Here is an 18,621-nt window from a genome sequence, read left to right on the forward strand (position 1 = left end):
CAGTAATTAGAGAACACTACCTAAACCTTTCACAATGAGTTTAAGAGCGGAATCAGCCAATAATTGACAGGACTTTCTTTGATCACATGTCAACAATTTTTCTTACAGTATTGGCTGTTCGGATGGTCAGTTGATCCTTTACCTTTGGCTTTGCGGTCTTTGCCCACCAATTTGTTTTTTGATGTTCTTTGCGAATAAAGGACCAAAAGACAATGTCTTTATAAGGATACACTCTTTCAAAGTCCGCTTTTGGTTCACCAATCTCAGTCAGTAAAACTTCAAAAGACAATGGCTTCATCATAAATATGACGTTGTCATAAATTTCTTTGTTCTCATCTCCCCACCATTCAGGAGCATTTGCTAATAATTCTTTTAGTTCGGCTTGTAAAATCACATGAATGGGAATGTCTAACTCAAAGCCGAGCTTGATCCTTGTTCTCATTTTATTGGCTAAAATCTGTGGGTCCTCTCTGTTACTGGAAAAGATAACATTGCCACTGTTTAGATAAGTGACAACATCTGTAAATTCGTCTTTCTTTAATTCTTCTTTTAATTCAGACATACTCAACTTATTTTTCCCGCCGACATTGATTCCCCTTAATAAAGCAACATATCGATCCATTCTTCTGACTCCTTTACCAGGTTCACTTTCGTTTCTGCACCAAGAACACTTTTAAAGAAAAGTTCTTTTCGTCTCTAGTCCGCTTCAACACACCTATTTACTTCTTAGATAAAAAGCATAGTTTTCGTAACTGCCTTGCTTTTCAACATTCATTCTGAAAGATCTTTGAAATAAAGCCCAGTTCCTTCATCCAATTCAAAGCCGTTTTTTCCAACACAGCGATTGAAACTTGATTTTCTGGCACTGGATCTGCAATGATTCGACGAGCCTGTTCATGGCTCATGATATGGATGACGAGTGCTTTGATCAACATATTTCCAAATCCTTTTTTGAGATACGTCTCTTCCCCAATGAAATAATCAATGCCAAATGTTCCAGCCGGCTCATGTTCCCATGGGTACCCTTTAACGGTCTTTTCACACACGTAATATTGGCAGAATCCGATGGGCTTATCATCAAGAAGGACGATAAAATGATGGATATAATCAAATTCTCCTGTTTCATTTCTGATTTCCGTCAACCAATCTTCTGCCGAACCAAGCCATTTCTTGATATACTCTTTTCTTAACCAGCGATCGACTAGTTCGATCTCATTGGTCAATGGACGAAGTGTCAAACAAGTTTCTGTCATTTTCTTGCCTCCTGTTCTGCTGAATTGCCAAAAATGCTATGCTAAGTTGGTTAATATTTCTTGATAACGTTTCGTTGCTAATTGACTGGCCTGTCCCTTTTTACAAAAATTCATCTTTCCTAACTTCGGCACAACACGTTCTACAATGACTTTGCCCTCTACTAATTTTGTTTCAAATTGGTGTAACGCTTCCAAAAAGCGCTCATCTCGTTTCGCATAAGGGTAAAAGGATAAAACATACAGATAATAAAAGAGATTATATCCCCTAAAAGGATATTCCGTCTGCATGAACAGCGTGCCAATGCCATAATGACAAGGACTGATTGGCTTTTTCAGTCTCCAATGCGTCAACAGAAACTCGATCGCAGGATGGATAACCGCTTGATTCTTTCCGAATGGACTATAGCGAAAGGCATCTAATAACGTTAAAGTCGTCATCGGTGTAGAATGCTCCGTTTCAGGTCCTCGACCAAAGCTATACTTGTTGCATTTCCAACCCCGATCTTCTTGCTGTGTGGAAATAAAATAGTCGAAGGTCTTAAGAAGCCGTTGATCTTCCGCATAACCGAGAACACACAGGTTCCTTAGGGCTAACGCCGTATGGCAAGGATACAGCCCACCAGATGGGGAAGTTTTGAAACGACCATCTTCTCTCCAAGTGCTGAAAATCAGCTCCGCTGTTTCTGTTAGGATCGCATCCTGGGGAGACACTCCCAGTTCAAGTAAGTACATTGGACTTTCTAACGTGGTAAACGGAGCCCCTTTCAATAATTTTCGGTCCTCAGTCGTCCAGTAATCGGCGCCATTGTCGTATCGATGTGCGATAATCTCTTCTATGTCTTCCAAATAAAGTTTATCCATAGCCTTCTCCTCTGCCTAAATTAGACTGCAAGCAAATATAAACTGGATTTCCTGTAAAAAAACTTAGTAGCACGTCTCTAGCAACTCTCCTTGTTTCTCTGGTCAATCCTGTTCGAAGAAAACCCGATAAGCATCCGTTTTGCAGGATTTTTGTTATTTTTTCAACCGAATGTCTTGAACGGTGAGTGAAAAACTATCGCATTGATTTTCCTCAAGTTTACTATTTCCCTGTTTGAAAGTAAAATGGAGAATGAATCAATCATCTACTTCAGAAGTTACCAATTTTGATTAAATTGGTTTGCCTTTGAAAACAAAAAGACGACTCTTTTGCAGAGACGTCTTTAACAATCCATTCAATCCATATGTAAGATGAATCATCCACCTCATTAAGTGTATGACTTTATCAGTTTAACTTTCCTTCTCAACTAACTTTCTTACATAAGCTACCAACGGTTCAATAGCGGTTCTATCACTAAAATCGACCGTCTGTCCATATGTTTCGATCAATGCTTTGTTTTCCGAAGTAAGTTCAGCATCAGGTACTTTTTTTAACGAGTTTATTATCACTTTTAACAGCAGTTTATTTGCCATGCTTAATTGTGTATAATCGATTCCGCCTCGAAAATGAAAAATACCTTCGGGAATGCTTTTTAATTTTTGAAGACTCTTATCTAAATCAGCATAATCCGTACCGACGGGATCGCTCAGACCAACTGTAAATACAACCAGATGATCGAAAAGGTTTCGTTTCAGTAAATCAACACCAGTGATTTTCCCAGCATAAATAGGACCGCCAAAAATGACAAATGAATATTTACGCAATTCTACGTCTTTGACTTTTTTCCCGTCGATAAGTGCTGCGTTCAACTCTTCTGCAATCCATCTGGCATATTTTTCTGTCATCCCATGTTTAGAAAAGTATACAACCGCTAGGTTATCCTTCATCATGATCCATCTCCTTGATTATGCGTTCCAGATTCTCTATCATTTTTAGTGTGACTTGAGAAGCAATTGCCAATTCATTGTCTGTTATTCCTGTAAAAACTTTATCTCGAAAATCTTGACTTTCTTTTTCACTTTGTTTTGCCAATTGTTGTCCTTTTTTTGTTATAAAAACTTCTTTGACTCGCTTATCTTGGGCACTTTGACTAACTGATACAAGTCCTTCTTTTTCCATTGTGTCGAGCATCTTGGCAATATTTTGTCTTGATGTATTCATCGTACTCGCTAATTCATTGACACTAGGTACACTCACTTTAGAAAGTTCTCTAAGATTCATTAGTAAAAACCATTGTTTCGTGGTTAATCCAGTGACAGATTTGTCTCCTGCAAATTGGAGTTTGTTCGCTAGAATAAATGTTCCACCAAATAATAGATGTCTAGGATTTTCTGGGGCCTCCATCAGCATTTCCCTTTCACAATAGGTAATAGGTTACCTATATTATATGCAACCTATTGCTTATTATCAAGATTAAGTTGTCGCGTTTAGTTTATTACATTAAAATGCGCCTTCTTCTCGTAATCGCTAGCTTTTGTTCATCTACTTAAAAAGAACGACTCAGGATATTTCCTGAGTCGTTCTGATATTTGTTTAATCTTACTTGGTCAACAAGACCACACATTCCACATGGCTTGAGAGGACAGAATGAATGTCATTCGAACCTGCCCGTTCTCGGAAACATATCTACTGCGTTTTTGGGGCTATCGGTAGACGGGAACATATCTACCAATCGTACTGTCTGCGCAAAGGAGCTGTGACATAAGTCCCTAGAAAAAGTCGTATGAAATTACGAAAAATCGTTCTTTTCATGCGATTTATTGGATAAAAGAAAAGGAGCACCGGTTGCCGCTAAAATAAAAATACTTTTCTATCCTTATCCATTAATGCCGATTTATAAATCATATATTTCGTTTAATAAGTTCCTTCTTCTCCTTGAGATGTTAGAATTAACGGCCCAGCTTTAGTGATTGCCAAGCTATGCTCATATTGACAACTTAAACTGCCATCTAGAGTTCTTGCTTCCCATCCATTAGACATCATCTTTACTTGCCCATCACCTACATTCACCATGGGTTCAATCGTGATGACCATTCCCTCTCTCAGACGAACCCCTTTCCCAGGTGTCCCATAATGAGCAAAGAAAGGTTCCTCATGGATACTAGGTCCAATTCCATGAGCAATAAAATCTCGTACGACGCTGTACCCTTGTGCTTCTACATAAGCTTGTATCGCATGACCAATATCCCCAGTCCGATTACCAACCTGTGCTTGCTCGATTCCAAGATAAAGAGCTTTTTTAGTTACCGCCATCAAATTGTCAACTTCCGGTGTGCTTGCACCTACTACATAAGCCCAACAAGAGTCCGAGATCGCGCCATTTAAATTGACACACATGTCAACTTTAACCAAATCACCTGACTTTAAGACTTGTTTTTTAGGAAATCCGTGACAAATTTCGTCGTTCACACTGATACATGTAGCATACTTATAACCTTCAAATCCAATTTGGGCAGCAATACCTCCATGACTTTCGATGTATTGACGCACAAAAACTTCAATGTCCCAGCTAGTAATTCCCGGCTTGATAAAATCTCGTAGATGGATATGAACATCGGCTAATAACGATCCAGATTCAGCCATCAACTCAATTTCTCTTTTAGATTTTAAGGTAATCATGTGTACTCCCGCTTTCAAATTTTTATAAGATTTTGTTGCAAAGTTTCAAACTGATTTAATTCCCATATTTCTACCGAAGCTTTCAGCCAGAATGCCGAGTAGCCTTTTTATTTCTCTGCAGTCCAAAAAAGAAGAAGATTTATTCTTTACATCCTAGGAAACATAGCAGTATACGATGGCTTTTTTAGGAGAGCGTCGTCCGTTGGAGCAGATCAATAAATATCATATAACATTCTTTTCGCTCTGATAAAAATCCGTTTTCTCGAATGGACGCTCTAATATCCTCATGGCATCTTTCCTTTTGATATTTAAAAATGCTATATACCAACTATCCCTTTTCCCTTCATTCTCTTTAGAAAGATAGATTCTGTCCATTTGCTTTCAATTTCTTTGATAACGATAGACCTCAGCAAAACAAATCCTCCTCAAGCTTCATAATAGCTAGATGTCTTCTTTCTGGGGTGTGTTCGATTATTTAGATGTGCTTTCACTAGTAGTATCCTTTAATAATTCTTCAAACCATTGCACGTTTACGACATGATGAGAACGGGAATTTTCCAACATCTTTTTAAAATAAGTAGGGATAGCTTCATTATGTTGAAGTGTTTGATCTAATAAAAAAATTTTCTTTTTCGTTTGTTCAATTTGTATTTTTATTAGCTTTATAAATTCCTCTTTTTTATATTCGTTAGCAAATAACATCGCTGCATAAAAAGAGAAATTGATATAATCGGTCTTAGATCCATACTTTACCATTAATTTTTCGAATTCTTTGTTTCCTCGTTCTGTAATGATATAATTATGCTTTTCTCTCGTGTCATCCAGTTGATCAATTTTTTTAATATATTGCTTTTCTTCTAATTGTTGCAGATTATAATAGAAGGATCCTTTTGTATAGTTTACGATATATTTATAGTGACGATCCTCCATTAAAGCTAATAATTCGTACCCATAGGAACCCGGTTTTTGCTTTAATAGACCTAAAATTAGTAGTGGAATCAAAAAAATGCCCTCCTCACACCTCGAACTCATATACTATTATGCTACACCTTACCCCTTAGAGATTTGTTTCAGATGTGTTTCAAATTGAGAATAGGAAATTTTGCCTAACGCCAATTCCAGACTTGCCATATATATCTTTTCCGTTTGGGTATGTGGTCGTTCATTATGAAGCTTGGTCCATTCATTTTCATTATTTAATGGATTTAATATATGCTGCCTATTAGAGAAAGCTGCAAAATATCGTAAGCCAAATTTTCTTTGTGAAATTGCATCGATATGAATACCATCAGGATTAGATGTTAAACCTTCTGCTGTGACAAAGTAACAATTATCTTGTTCGAAAGCAAATTTTTGCAATTCTTGATTGATGAAATTATATTCTGTACAATTTTTTCCGAACCCCTCTTTACCTAGAAAATCTCCTAAGCCACCAATAATGATCGGTATATTGGGGGCATTTAATTCCTCTCTAAAAGCCTTCATAATTGAAAGTAATTTTTGGTAATAGACTTTATACTTCCCATTCATACTATCGCTTTCTCCTTGGTGCCAAAGAATTCCTGTTAATTCACTATTCTCCATAGCAAATTTTGCTTCTGTTATAGCATGTCTAAAAAGAGCCTGATCTACATGCCACTCATCCAGCGTACTGCCACCTTCCGCACAAGGAATTAAGCCAATCGTCTCTTCTGGATTTTCATGACACCATGCATCTGCAAAGGAACCAGCTAGACTGATTCCAGAAACAGGGCGATCATAATTAATGGGTTCCGTCATCATTTGCCATCTTCCATTACGCAACATTTTAATTTTTTCATTATAAATGGGAGGTACATCCTGGATGAACCCTCGCCCTGCCATATTAGATTGTCCTATCATTAAAAATGATTTCATCATTTTCTTCATCCTTTCTTTCTATTGGCTATTTACGAAGAAATACTTCCAAGCTTCAATAAATACTGTGGAGATACTCAGTTAATTGACTGCTTCGTTCAATTTTCTTGAGTTATAAAAATGATCATAGTCTAATTAGACGAATATCATATAAACATTATAGTCTAATTAGACTTATTGTCAACAATATTTTTTGACGAGACTGAGACCTATTCATCCATTATTTTTACATTTACGCTCTCCAATTGATTTCTGAGCTAATTAATCGTAAAAAATAGCCGACTAAGGGAAATACGTTACTTCAAACCCCAGTTGGCATTAATTTTCAGTAAACTATAATTTAATTTATTTCTTGATATTATCGATAAGAGGGAACACATTCACTAGCTTTTAATTATTTTTTATGACTCAACAAATGATGGAAAAATGTGGTAAAGTTTACATCAAGAATAACAGATAGTAACAAACAAATCTGATTTTATAGAAAACAGACAGATAATATATAAATGCAAGAAATTATCATATGGTTAATGAATGAAACAAGCCTTAACACTAGACATTGCCTTTTTTGATTCTATCACTTTTAAAACTGATAAACCATTCTCAACAATGTAATTTTCTGAAACATTAAAATAGGGATAGAGTATAGATATCCCCTATCCCTATTATCCTCTTGACATGAAATGCTGATTTTTGATTCATCAGCATTCCTTAACAATGAACTCACTCTTTTAAACTAAAAGTATAGTTAGTAAATAAATTTATCATTCTACCTTTAATCTTTAGTTTTTATTTCTTTAATATAGTTTGACGACTACATCATCCTTTAAATAATCTATAGCTTTTAAAAAGAGAGAGAGCTTGAGAATAATTTATTTGCTTTTCTGTAGTAATTCCAGCTTTCGCTAACGATCTTCTCAATTGATTTTTTGTAAATATCAAATGAATATTCCCCGATATCCACGCTTCAATAAATTTTTTATATTCCTCTATTTCTTTTTTACTGAAACGATTTGATCTCCGTACCAAACGAACCAATGCACATTGAACATTTGGTTTAGGATGAAAATAATAATTCGGAATCTTTTTTAGTATATGGACTTCTACCTCCGGCAACAAAAGAGCCCCAAGTAATCTTGATGTATCCATCAGTCGTAAAGCAAAACCATACTCAACAATCAAATCAATTTGATATGCACGACTATGAAAATCAACTTTCCTCACTATGTCGGTACTAATGTTAAATGGAATATTTCCAAACACCCGATATTGTATATCTTTATTGGGAAACGAGTATTTCAAAACATCCACGTGGTATACTCGCACATTGGCGTACGTTTTTAACTTCTTTTTCGCTTTTTCAGTTAAATACTTATCTTTCTCTATAGAGATAACTTTTTTCGTTCGTTTTGCTAAAGATTCCGTTAAATGACCTTTTCCAGTACCTATCTCGTAGACAAGATCATCTTCTTTAAAGTTCAAACTACCTACAAAAAATCTGACATATTATAAAAGTCCATAGGCTGTTTTTGTACTTTATCTTCACTTTCCATATCCACACCTGCTTTTTCTTTTTATAATACCAAGAAAATCAGTCTATAGGAATGACTATTTACACTTGAAATGTAATTACTTTTTCAACTCAAATATTATGATATGTATATCTTAAATATTGGGATAAGAATAGCCCTTCATTTCAAAAGTAGGGAATGTTTCATCTATCCTATCTCCACAACCTCATGAAGTTATCTAATCTGTCTCCACAACCTTACGAACATTTTTGCGGTAGATATGTTTCCTCAAAGAATATAAATAAGGGTTTCTCGACATTAACATCCTCGGCAAAGTAGCCGTGAGAAAAGTTCAATGTCAGGAAACCCTTTATTTATCAGCGCTTTGAAAAGTCCTATTTCTCCACCCTTGACATCAAGACAACACACTCAACATGAGTGGTTTGTGGGAATAGATCAACTGGCTGGACTTGTTTTGTCACATAGCCTTCTTCTGCAAATAGCGCTAGATCACGTGCTAGTGTGGCTGGGTTGCAAGAAATATAGACAATGCGCTCTGGCTTAACCGCAGCTGTTGTCTCGATAAAGCTAGCTTCTAGACCTTTTCTTGGCGGATCGACAAAGACAACAGTTGGCTGAATGCCTTCACGTAACCATTGAGGCATAATCTTCTCCGCTTTGCCTACAAAGTAATGAACATTTTCTAAGCCATTTCTCGCAGCATTTGCTTTGGCATCTTCGACCGCTTCAGCAACAACTTCCATTCCGAGAACTTCTTGGACACGATCAGCTAAACTGATTCCGATGGTTCCGATTCCGGCATATGCATCCACGACAATGTCATCCGGCTGTAGATCTGCTAATTCAAACGCTTTTTGATACAGCACTTCTGTTTGGGCCGTATTGACTTGGTAGAAAGATTTGGCAGAGATTTGGAACGTCTTATCGAACAATTGGTCATCAATCGAAGCTTTTCCATAAAGGACTTTCTCTACATCACCCATGATGACATTGGTTTTTTCTTCATTGATATTTTGGATCACCGATACTACTTCAGGAAGCTCTTCATGAATGACTTCAGCAATCTCTTCTCCTTTGAAAAACTTCGCTTTTCGTGTGACTAAAATGACCATCATTTCTCCTGAGTGGTGTCCGCGACGGATCACAACGTGTCGTAAAAAGCCTTCGTGAGCTTCTTCGTTGTAGGCTTTGACGTTAAAACGCTGCAAAATGTTCCGCACGGTTACGATCGCTTGATCGATCGCCGGATCTTGGATATAGAAATCTTCGATTGGCACCAAGGTATGACTATTTTTGCGGTAAAAACCAGTAGTCAACTGCCCTTTGATTTTTTGAACGGGAATTTGCGCTTTGTTACGGTAGCCAAAAGGTTGTTCCATGCCGATCGTAGGCAATACCTCAACTTGCGGCATTTTCGCGACTTTTGCTAAAACATTCTCTACTTGTTGTTGTTTGAATGCCAATTGCTTTTCGTACTTCAAATGACTCAAAGGTGCGATACCGGTTCGCAACAAATCTTCATTAGGCAGTTCTTGACGATCTGGACTCGTTTGTAACAGTTTCATCACTTTGGCAAAACCGAATTTGTTGCCAACTTTCAACACTTTGACTAACGCACGTTCGCCGGGTAATGTGTTTTCAATAAAAAGTAAATAGCCATCGACTTTGGCGATGCCGTTTCCTTCATGGGAAAGATCTAAAATATCGACCTCAAGTTCCTGATTCTTCTTAACAGGATAATTTTTCATAGGTTTCTCCTTTGTACTTGCTTTTCTCATTTTAAAAAGGAATCACTGAAATTGCAAGCGCTGTTTATTTCGATGATGGCTCTTCGCCAACATTTTGAACAAAAAACATCCGAAGGATAGAATCGGCTGATTGCTTTTAGGCTCTGCGGCGAAGAGCCGCTGCACCACAAGAGCAATTCCTTTTCCATCCTTCGGAAAATCATCTACACGAGAAGTCTTAGACTTCCTTAGGTGTTTTATTTATCAGCTGTTTTTCTTTTTCTGTGATTTTTCCCGTTCGCTCTTGTTCAAGATTTGTTTTCTCAAACGAATGCTTTCTGGGGTTACTTCACAGTATTCATCATCGTTCAAGAATTCCAATGATTCTTCCAAAGAAAGAATGCGAGGTTTCTTGATAACGGATGTTTGGTCTTTGTTTGCTGAACGAACGTTAGTCATTTGTTTTGCTTTCGTGATATTAACGGTTAAGTCTTTGTCACGAGAGTTTTCACCAATGATCATTCCTTCGTATACTTCGGTACCTGGTTCAACAAAAACAGTTCCCCGTTCTTCAATACTCATGATCGAGTAAGTCGTTGCTTTACCTGTATCGATAGAAACCAGTGCGCCTTGATGACGACCACCGATTTGACCTTGGATCATTGGCAAATATTGATCGAAGGTGTGGTGCATGATGCCGTAACCGCGAGTCATAGATAAGAATTCTGTCGTATAACCGATCAATCCTCGAGCAGGTGCCAAGAAAATGATCCGCACTTGTCCATTTCCTGTATTGATCATGTCTTGCATTTCTGCTTTACGCATGCCCAATGATTCGATGACTGATCCCATGTATTCTTCCGGTGTATCGATTTGAACACGTTCAAATGGTTCACATTTCACGCCATCAATTTCACGTTCAATGACTTCTGGACGAGAAACTTGCAATTCAAAGCCTTCACGACGCATATTTTCGATCAAGATCGACAAATGAAGTTCTCCACGGCCAGAAACGATCCATGAGTCAGGTCCAATTGGATCAACACGCAATGACACGTCTGTTTGCAATTGAGCCATCAAGCGCTCTTCGATTTTACGTGCTGTAACGAATTTTCCTTCACGACCAGCAAAAGGAGAATTGTTCACGATGAATGTCATTTGCAATGTTGGTTCATCAATATGCAGCACAGGTAATGAATCTTGGTGATCAATTGGTGTCACTGTTTCACCAACGAAGATATCTTCCATTCCGGAAACCGCGATCAAATCACCGGCTTTGGCTTCTTGGATCTCTAAACGTTTCAAACCAAAGAAACCGAAAAGTTTCGTTACACGGAATTTTTTGACTTCTCCATTTAATTTCATCAATGCAACTTGGTCGCCGACTTTGATTGATCCGCGGAAGACACGGCCAATTCCGATACGTCCAACATAATCATTATAATCAAGCAATGATACTTGGAATTGCAAAGGTTCGTCACTGTTGTCGATTGGTGCTGGAATGTGTTCAATGATCGTATCGAACAATGGCGCCATCGTTTTTTGCTGATCAGCTGGATCGTCTGATGCACTAGATGTACCGTTGATTGCAGAAGCGTAAATGACTGGGAAATCTAATTGGTCGTCATCTGCCCCTAATTCAATAAATAATTCCAACACTTCATCGACAACGTGTTCTGGACGAGCAGATGGTTTATCAATTTTGTTTACAACAACGATTGGCACTAAATGTTGTTCCAACGCTTTTTTCAAAACAAAACGTGTTTGCGGCATCGTTCCTTCATACGCATCAACAACTAAGACAACACCGTCGACCATTTTCATGATTCGTTCCACTTCTCCACCGAAGTCCGCGTGTCCTGGGGTATCCATGATGTTGATTTTTGTGCCATTGTATTCAACGGCCGTATTTTTTGCTAAGATCGTGATACCACGTTCTTTCTCGATCGCATTTGAATCCATCGCCCGTTCTTGTAATTGGGTATGGCTATCTAACGTTTGGGATTGTTTCAATAATTCATCAACTAATGTAGTTTTTCCGTGGTCAACGTGGGCAATAATAGCGACGTTGCGGATATCATTTCTAATATTCAATTTATAAACTCCTTTTTTGGTGACATTGCACTCGACAAGCCATTATACCAGAATTTCTTTCTGAAATATAGTGCAAAGTTTTCATTTTTACAGAAAAAAACAGATACCCGTAGATATCTGCTCGTCATTTATTGATTTGCGATCGTCAATAATTCTTGAAAGGCTGTTGGTGTGCCACCAATAAACAATTCCCGACCATCTAGAGCAAGTTCCTCTCCGGTGATATTCGCCATCTTCAAACCTAATGTTTCCATTAAGATACCGCCAGGGGCATAGTCCCATGGCGCTAGGTTGGAAATATAGCCTGCGCGCTGACCTAAGACCAGCGCAATCAATTCGATGCCCGCACAACCGGTCATCCGTACACCTAGTGCCCGTTCACTCATTTCGACTTCATGATGACGATTATGCATCAACATGGGCGCATTTAATCCGATCAATCCTTCCTCTAAAGCGATATCTTTCGGCGGATCGATTTTTTTTCCGTTGCAAAAGACCCCAATTTCCGGACCACCCCAAAGAAATTCATTTTTCATGACATTATAAACAAAGCCAAAACGTCCTTGGCCTTCTTCATATACAGCAATCATGATACAGAAATTCTCTTTTTCCAACACGAAATTCATGGTTCCGTCAATAGGATCAATGATAAATACTCGTCCACTAAAATCTGAAAGTCGATCTAAACCATTTTCTTCCCCTAGAATTTTTGCTTCTGGGTCAAAGGCTTGAATCTTCTCAATTAGAAAATCCTGCGTCGCCTTATCCAGTTCAGTCACCAAATCTTTCCGACCTGATTTTGTTTCAACGATCAGAGACTCTTTATTTAGGTTTTCTTTGATTTTTTCCCCTGCTGCAATCATCCAGCTATGGATTTCACTAACGATTTCTTGCATGGTTGCTTTCTACTCCTTCATTTTCAGTTTACCGCTTGTCGTCTTAGCCGCTTGAACCGTTCGATACAATGAGTATCCGCTCAAGTCTTCGAAATCTCTGCCTAAACGGCGCTCTTCCCCAATACTTGGCACAACTTTCTTAAACTGCTGATAAGCTTCTAAAAACTCCGCTGCCGGGATCCCTTTCTCGTAGGCTTGTTCTAAGCGATCCCATAGATTCATTACAATAACCATTTCATCTGTTGACCAGTCCAGATCTAGAGGATATTGATAATCACGCATTTTAATCACCCCTATTCGTCCTATTCAGTGTACCATAAAAATACAAATTGGTCAGAGACTCTGTCGCAAAATAAAAGAGAACAGCTCTCAATGAGAGATGCACCCCCTATTTAAAAAAAATGAACGAATGTTTTGAAGAAGACCCCATGATGCCTAGGCTATATCGCCTTTTACAGACTTAATCGAGCTTAGTCCTAGCTCTAACTAAAATACGAGATACCTTAACTCATTCCACGTTGGTTCATTTAGATAGTTGTGCTAGAACTTCAGTAAAGTCTTTAACATAATAGCGTAGGTTTTTTCTTCCCTTAATAAGGATCGTATGTCCCTCGTTTTCCAAAGCGCTTTTTTGTTTCTCGATTCCGCCTGGATACTTAGGATTTAACTCCCCATTCGCTTTTAATGTCCGCCAGAAAGGAATTTTATCTGTTTTTCTTTGTTCACTAGCCCATGCTGCGATGGAAACAAAAATACCCGCGGTGATTGGATCTGTGAAATCGGCGCCATACCTTTCTGCCAGATACTCGCGAATCTTACTAATCGTCATCACTTGGCCTAATGGGATACGCCCCATGATTTGATTGTAATCCACTGGAGGAGCCAAAAGCATTCTCTTTCCCCCATATTTCTCAATACTCTTTTCATCTATGATTTGCTTGATTTTCGGCATTCCTTTCGTCTCATGGAGCATCTTATTGAAATCTTTCTTTTTTTCATCGACCATACTAGTCCCTCCTTTACTTTCAAAGTACCGCCTTCTAAATCAAACTGCAATGAGAAGCTTCAAATTATTTTGAAAAAGCATGCAAAAATAAAAAATTCTTGATGATCTGAACGGATTTCCACCAATTCACGCTGATATAAAACTTTGTATATTCTGTGCCCCATTGCCATGGAATAGGGAAAGAACCATCTTCTAGCTGGTTCTCTGAGATTTTAGCGGCTTCTTGCTGACAAAGTTCTTTATCAAAAATGGTGAGCATTTGTTCTTTCGAGAAAAAAAGTCCGATGGTTTGCTGGTGTAAGAAGTGAACCATTCTTCTGGGTCTTTCGAGACGGTTTGACGAATTTGTTGGAACAACACTTCTTGAAAATTTATGTTCTCCAAAAGAGGTTGATCATGTGTTTTTTTACAATAGTTTAGCATTTCCAATTAAACGACTAATGTATGCCTATCATCGTTGTCTCATTGAGAAAGCTTCAATGGCGGTTTGAAGGATTCCCTCCGTTTGTTGAGATAAACCAGTAGCTTCCACGCGGATGATCATACCAGCAAAACTCACGGTGGGATTATTAGCCGGCACACCTACAGGACTCTCCCACCAGATGGCATGGGGGTAAAAGCAGTCGGAGGTACTTGGTTCCGCCATTTCCCTTCAGAAAAATCTTTCCCACTGGACAACTACCTCAAGATCCCCTGTAATATAGGATTTTTAGCATCAAGGCAATTGATCTCTCATAAAATACTGCAGGCAGCTCACGCCGCAATCGGGGTGCTGTTGGGTTTCCAATTGTCTGGCTCTAAGCCGTGACCAAAGCCGCCATCCTCGTTTTGATAGACCTCTAACATCTGTAAAACATTCTCCCGACTACCGTCTTCAAAATGAATCTGCCAGCGTGCAAGTTCCAATGGACGTACATTCTGGTAAATAGATTGTCTAGCTTTTTCAAAAGGTTCCCTATTTTCACGCTCCTATTCAGTCTTGTTCAGATCTGTTCAGACTTGTTCAGATCTGTTCAGATCTGTTCAGACTTGTTAAGGCTTGCTAAGACTTATTGGTTACTTTGATTATGACCTAATTTATTATTCGTTACAACGCTTACACTGCTAGAACTATCCCTTCATTGATCTTCTATTTTCTTTAACGACTGCTTTTTTTACTCTTGCGGCTAAACTTTACAGATAAATGCTAGTCGTCTTTCTTGAAAAGCATTCTTTTGGTGTTTCCTTTTCCTTGATGTTACAGTAAGAATAGCAAGAATAAAGGAGGATTTCATTTGCGCTTAGAAAATAAAAAAATCATCGCGTTAGTCGACAATGATTTCGAGGATTTAGAGCTTTGGTACCCTGTTCACCGTTTGCGAGAAGAAGGCGCTCAAGTGGATTTAGTTGGCGAAGAAGCCCATAAAAGCTATAAAGGAAAATACGGAGTTCCTGCAGAATCCGCGTTTGCTTTTGACGACATCCATGTGGCTGATTATGATGCCATCTTAGTCCCTGGCGGTTGGGCACCGGATAAACTGCGCCGATTCCCACAAGTCATTTCTTTTGTTCAAGCAATGGACAAAGAAGAAAAAGTCATTGGTCAAATATGTCATGCCGGCTGGGTCTTGATTTCCGCGAATATATTGCAAGGAAGAAAAGTGACTAGCACCCCTGGCATAAAAGACGATATGACAAACGCCGGAGCTACTTGGGTGGATACACCAGTTATCACCGACGGTCATATCGTTTCAAGCCGTAGACCACCTGACCTGCCCGATTATATGCGGGAATTCATCGCTGTTTTAGAAAAGAAATAACCCGGCTAGGCTGATTCACTTTAACGAAAAAGAGTGGCGAACAATCATCGCCACTCTTTTTCGTTATCATTTTTGAACATTGCTCTAGCTATTTTTGTCATTCCTTGTCTGCTATTCGGAAAGATCGGAAACAGCAGAGGCCTTTGGCAGCTTACGGATCCCCCATAGCGTCAATAACGCTCCAATCAAAGCAAAGCACGTGCCGCACAATAACATCTGCCAGACACCGAAGTTCTGTAAAAGGCTGCCGCCTAAGATATTCCCCAGCACACCGCCTAATGTCGTCGCAATAATGATCAGCGTTTGTCCAAATACCCGATCTTCATCTGCCAATACGTGATTGAAGAGATAAGCAGACGCTGGGATAAATAAAGCAAAACTAAAGCCCTGCAATAGGTGTGTCATTTCCATCATAACAATCGTGCTGATAAGCAACATCATTACTCCTCTGACTGCAAATGCGATACTAGAAAACAAAAGCCAAAACTTGCTGGACTTTCTTTTGACCAAATGTTCGAAGAATATCATTCCTGGCAACTCGCATAATGCAGCAATCATTAATGAAATTCCTACTTCTTTGCTGCCGCCTCCGATCGAAGCAAAAATCTGTGCCAAGAAGCTATTGATCATTGTGTGAAAGCTGAACAGAAAGCTGAATCCTATGAATAACAAAAGTAAAAAAGGATATTTTTTTCCTAACCCACCCGAATGCTTCTCTTCTATCTTCAACGGCAGAACCCTTGTCTTCACTGTGGGCAGCAAAAGTAAGAGGACAAAAAACAGTCCTGCTTCTACTAATGCCATTATTGGGAGAAGCGCAGCAGAATAGCTCGCCAACAACTGCCCTAATAAGAAAGAAGTTGCGGCATATCCTAGTGAACCGCCTGCTCTCGAAAAACCAAAATTAATCCCATAGCCGGTGTTCACATACTCAAATGCAAGAGCATTGATAAATGACTGCATGGAAACTAGCACGATTGCACCAATGATAAAACTGATAATCGTCAGTGCTGGCAGTAATAACCCTACTAGAAGAGCGATAATCAGGCTCAGTGTCATCCCTTTTAGGACAGCAATCAAGGGAATCCTTTTTCTTTTAATGATCACTTGACTGATGAAAGGCTGAAGCGCGGCTGAAAAAATATTGATAAGTGCTAAGATCCCACCGATTTTTGCTGGATCGATCTTAAAATAAATCAGAAATAATGTGGCAAATCCATAAATTGAACAAAACATCATCCAATAAAGAAATTGCAGACTTGTATAATAGAGACGAATCGTTTTCCCACCCAATTGTTTACGCATACAATCCCCGCCTTCATCCGTTTTAGATAGCAACTTAATATAGCATAATTCAGACAGATTTGCTACAGCAATCAAGTAGGCAACCGTCAGTATTTTATGCCATTCACTGATACTTGATCACATAAAAAAACTCGCTCATCGAAAGGATGAACGAGTCTTCTATCATTAAATATGGATTGGTAAGCCTAATGCCAACTCAGCAGCATCCATGGTGATCTCACCTAAAGATGGATGTGGGTGGATCGTTAACGCGATATCTTCTGCGTTCATACCTGATTCGATTGCAAGAGCCAATTCTGAAACCATGTCACTTGCACCTAAACCAGCGATTTGCGCACCGATGATCACATTGTCTTCTACTGTTGTTACTAAGCGTATAAATCCTTCTGTTTTACCAAGAGACAATGCACGACCATTTCCAGAGAATGGGAATTTGTAAGCTTTCGCTTCAATTCCAGCATCTTTTGCATCTTTGATCGTCATACCGACAGAAGCTAATTCTGGATCAGTAAAGGCAACCGCTGGCATTGCTTTATAATCAACAGCAACTTTTTTACCAGAAATGGCTTCAGCAGCAATTTTTGCTTCATAACTTGCTTTATGAGCAAGTGCTGCACCAGGTACGATATCTCCGATTGCAAAGATGTTTGATACGTTCGTACGGCCTTGTTTGTCAACTGTGATTAATCCACGTTCGCCAACTTCGACACCGGCTTGCTCTAAGCCCATGTCATCTGTATTCGGACGTCGACCAACTGTAACCATCACATAGTCAGCTGTCACTGATTCTTCTTTGCCATCAACAGCGTATTTAACCGTTACACTATCGCCATTATCAACAGCTTCTTTAGCCATTGCATTAGTAACGATCGTTACGCCTTTTTTAGCGAAGTCTTCTTCAACTAATTTAACCATATCTTTTTCATAAGTTGGCAAAATTTGAGGAGAACCTTCAAGAATCGTTACTTCTGCTCCAAGGTTTGCATAAGCAGCACCAAGTTCAGAACCGATGACACCGCCACCGATAACAACGAATTTTTTAGGCACTTCTTTCAATGCCAATCCGCCAGTAGAATCAAGCACACGTCCACCGAATTTGAAACCAGGGATTTCAATTGGGCGAGAACCTGTCGCGATGATTGCATTATTGAAAGAATAAGTTTGAGCTGAATCAGGATGAATCACACGTAATGTGTGATCATCAACAAAGAAAGCTTCCCCTTCAATTGTTTCAACTTTGTGTTTTTTCAATAGGAAGCCAACACCTGAAGTCAATGTTTTCACAACTTTGTTGTCTTTCCATTCTTGTGTTTTAGCAAAATCAAGAGATACGTTTTCGCTTGTTACACCAAACATTGTCGAATCTAGTGATTCTTGGTAATGATGTCCTGCTGCAATCAATGCTTTTGAAGGGATACAACCAACGTTTAAACAAACACCGCCAATGTATTCTCTTTCAATGATCGCAACTTTTTGTCCCATTTCCGCTGCGCGGATGGCAGCTACATAGCCGCCAGGTCCCGCACCGATTACAACTGTATCTAATTCAACAGCAAAATCTCCAACTACCATTTG

19 protein-coding genes are annotated in these 18,621 nt (G+C 38.9%); 1 reads left to right on the forward strand and 18 read right to left on the reverse strand.

Translation table 11 applies throughout. The features are described from left to right. Positions 1-82: 82 nt before the first annotated feature. The 16 genes from DVW06_RS10815 to DVW06_RS17525 form a co-directional block, all read right to left on the reverse strand. Positions 83-622, reverse strand: a complete 540-nt coding sequence (locus DVW06_RS10815; protein ID WP_003127242.1) for a DUF1697 domain-containing protein — start codon at positions 620-622, stop codon at positions 83-85. A gap of 142 nt (positions 623-764) precedes the next feature. Next, a complete protein-coding gene (locus tag DVW06_RS10820) occupies positions 765-1,253 on the reverse strand; it encodes a GNAT family N-acetyltransferase (RefSeq protein WP_003127241.1) in 489 nt (162 codons plus the stop codon). A gap of 36 nt (positions 1,254-1,289) precedes the next feature. Further along, complete coding sequence (locus tag DVW06_RS10825) at positions 1,290-2,114, reverse strand: prenyltransferase (protein ID WP_003127239.1); 825 nt, start codon at positions 2,112-2,114, stop codon at positions 1,290-1,292. Positions 2,115-2,522: 408 nt separating this feature from the next. Next, positions 2,523-3,062: a flavodoxin domain-containing protein gene (locus DVW06_RS10830; protein ID WP_003127237.1), complete on the reverse strand. Its 540-nt coding sequence runs from the start codon at positions 3,060-3,062 to the stop codon at positions 2,523-2,525. Next, complete coding sequence (locus DVW06_RS10835; protein ID WP_238696180.1) at positions 3,049-3,516, reverse strand: MarR family winged helix-turn-helix transcriptional regulator; 468 nt, start codon at positions 3,514-3,516, stop codon at positions 3,049-3,051. The genes DVW06_RS10830 and DVW06_RS10835 overlap by 14 nt, the downstream gene beginning before the upstream one ends. A gap of 510 nt (positions 3,517-4,026) precedes the next feature. Next, on the reverse strand, positions 4,027-4,791 hold the full coding sequence (gene map, locus DVW06_RS10840; protein ID WP_003127235.1) for a type I methionyl aminopeptidase: 765 nt from the start codon (positions 4,789-4,791) through the stop codon (positions 4,027-4,029). Positions 4,792-5,262: 471 nt separating this feature from the next. After that, a complete protein-coding gene (locus DVW06_RS10845; protein ID WP_003127233.1) occupies positions 5,263-5,793 on the reverse strand; it encodes a PadR family transcriptional regulator in 531 nt (176 codons plus the stop codon). A 48-nt stretch (positions 5,794-5,841) separates the two neighbouring features. Then, positions 5,842-6,687, reverse strand: a complete 846-nt coding sequence (locus tag DVW06_RS10850) for a sialate O-acetylesterase (protein WP_227173559.1) — start codon at positions 6,685-6,687, stop codon at positions 5,842-5,844. Between the two features lie 819 nt (positions 6,688-7,506). After that, the gene (locus DVW06_RS10855; RefSeq protein WP_005472531.1) at positions 7,507-8,169 is read right to left on the reverse strand and encodes an rRNA adenine N(6)-methyltransferase family protein; all 663 of its coding nucleotides are present in this window, start codon (positions 8,167-8,169) and stop codon (positions 7,507-7,509) included. A gap of 424 nt (positions 8,170-8,593) precedes the next feature. Further along, positions 8,594-9,967, reverse strand: a complete 1,374-nt coding sequence (gene rlmD / locus DVW06_RS10860) for a 23S rRNA (uracil(1939)-C(5))-methyltransferase RlmD (RefSeq protein WP_005472529.1) — start codon at positions 9,965-9,967, stop codon at positions 8,594-8,596. Between the two features lie 243 nt (positions 9,968-10,210). Continuing rightward, a complete protein-coding gene (gene typA, locus DVW06_RS10865) occupies positions 10,211-12,040 on the reverse strand; it encodes a translational GTPase TypA (protein WP_003127228.1) in 1,830 nt (609 codons plus the stop codon). 128 nt (positions 12,041-12,168) lie between these two features. Then, a complete protein-coding gene (locus DVW06_RS10875) occupies positions 12,169-12,936 on the reverse strand; it encodes an inositol monophosphatase family protein (RefSeq protein WP_003127227.1) in 768 nt (255 codons plus the stop codon). A 9-nt stretch (positions 12,937-12,945) separates the two neighbouring features. Next, positions 12,946-13,218: a UPF0223 family protein gene (locus DVW06_RS10880; protein ID WP_029486895.1), complete on the reverse strand. Its 273-nt coding sequence runs from the start codon at positions 13,216-13,218 to the stop codon at positions 12,946-12,948. 241 nt (positions 13,219-13,459) lie between these two features. After that, positions 13,460-13,942, reverse strand: coding sequence for an MGMT family protein (locus DVW06_RS10885; protein ID WP_003127225.1), 483 nt, complete (start codon positions 13,940-13,942; stop codon positions 13,460-13,462). A 64-nt stretch (positions 13,943-14,006) separates the two neighbouring features. Beyond that, positions 14,007-14,201: a hypothetical protein gene (locus DVW06_RS17520; RefSeq protein ID WP_231450629.1), complete on the reverse strand. Its 195-nt coding sequence runs from the start codon at positions 14,199-14,201 to the stop codon at positions 14,007-14,009. 494 nt (positions 14,202-14,695) lie between these two features. Continuing rightward, on the reverse strand, positions 14,696-14,848 hold the full coding sequence (locus DVW06_RS17525) for a hypothetical protein (RefSeq protein WP_003127222.1): 153 nt from the start codon (positions 14,846-14,848) through the stop codon (positions 14,696-14,698). Between the two features lie 368 nt (positions 14,849-15,216). On the opposite strand from DVW06_RS17525, the gene DVW06_RS10895 reads away from it, so the two are divergent. Next, positions 15,217-15,741, forward strand: a complete 525-nt coding sequence (locus DVW06_RS10895; protein ID WP_003127221.1) for a type 1 glutamine amidotransferase domain-containing protein — start codon at positions 15,217-15,219, stop codon at positions 15,739-15,741. Between the two features lie 111 nt (positions 15,742-15,852). Here DVW06_RS10895 and DVW06_RS10900 read toward each other — a convergent pair whose 3' ends face one another. Both DVW06_RS10900 and lpdA read right to left on the reverse strand, forming a co-directional pair. After that, a complete protein-coding gene (locus DVW06_RS10900) occupies positions 15,853-17,046 on the reverse strand; it encodes an MFS transporter (RefSeq protein WP_005472525.1) in 1,194 nt (397 codons plus the stop codon). Positions 17,047-17,211: 165 nt separating this feature from the next. Beyond that, positions 17,212-18,618: a dihydrolipoyl dehydrogenase gene (gene lpdA / locus DVW06_RS10905; protein WP_003127217.1), complete on the reverse strand. Its 1,407-nt coding sequence runs from the start codon at positions 18,616-18,618 to the stop codon at positions 17,212-17,214. Positions 18,619-18,621 lie beyond the last annotated feature (3 nt).

Source organism: Enterococcus sp. ARL09-542, from assembly GCF_005234805.1.
GTDB lineage: Bacteria > Bacillota > Bacilli > Lactobacillales > Enterococcaceae > Enterococcus_D > Enterococcus_D gallinarum.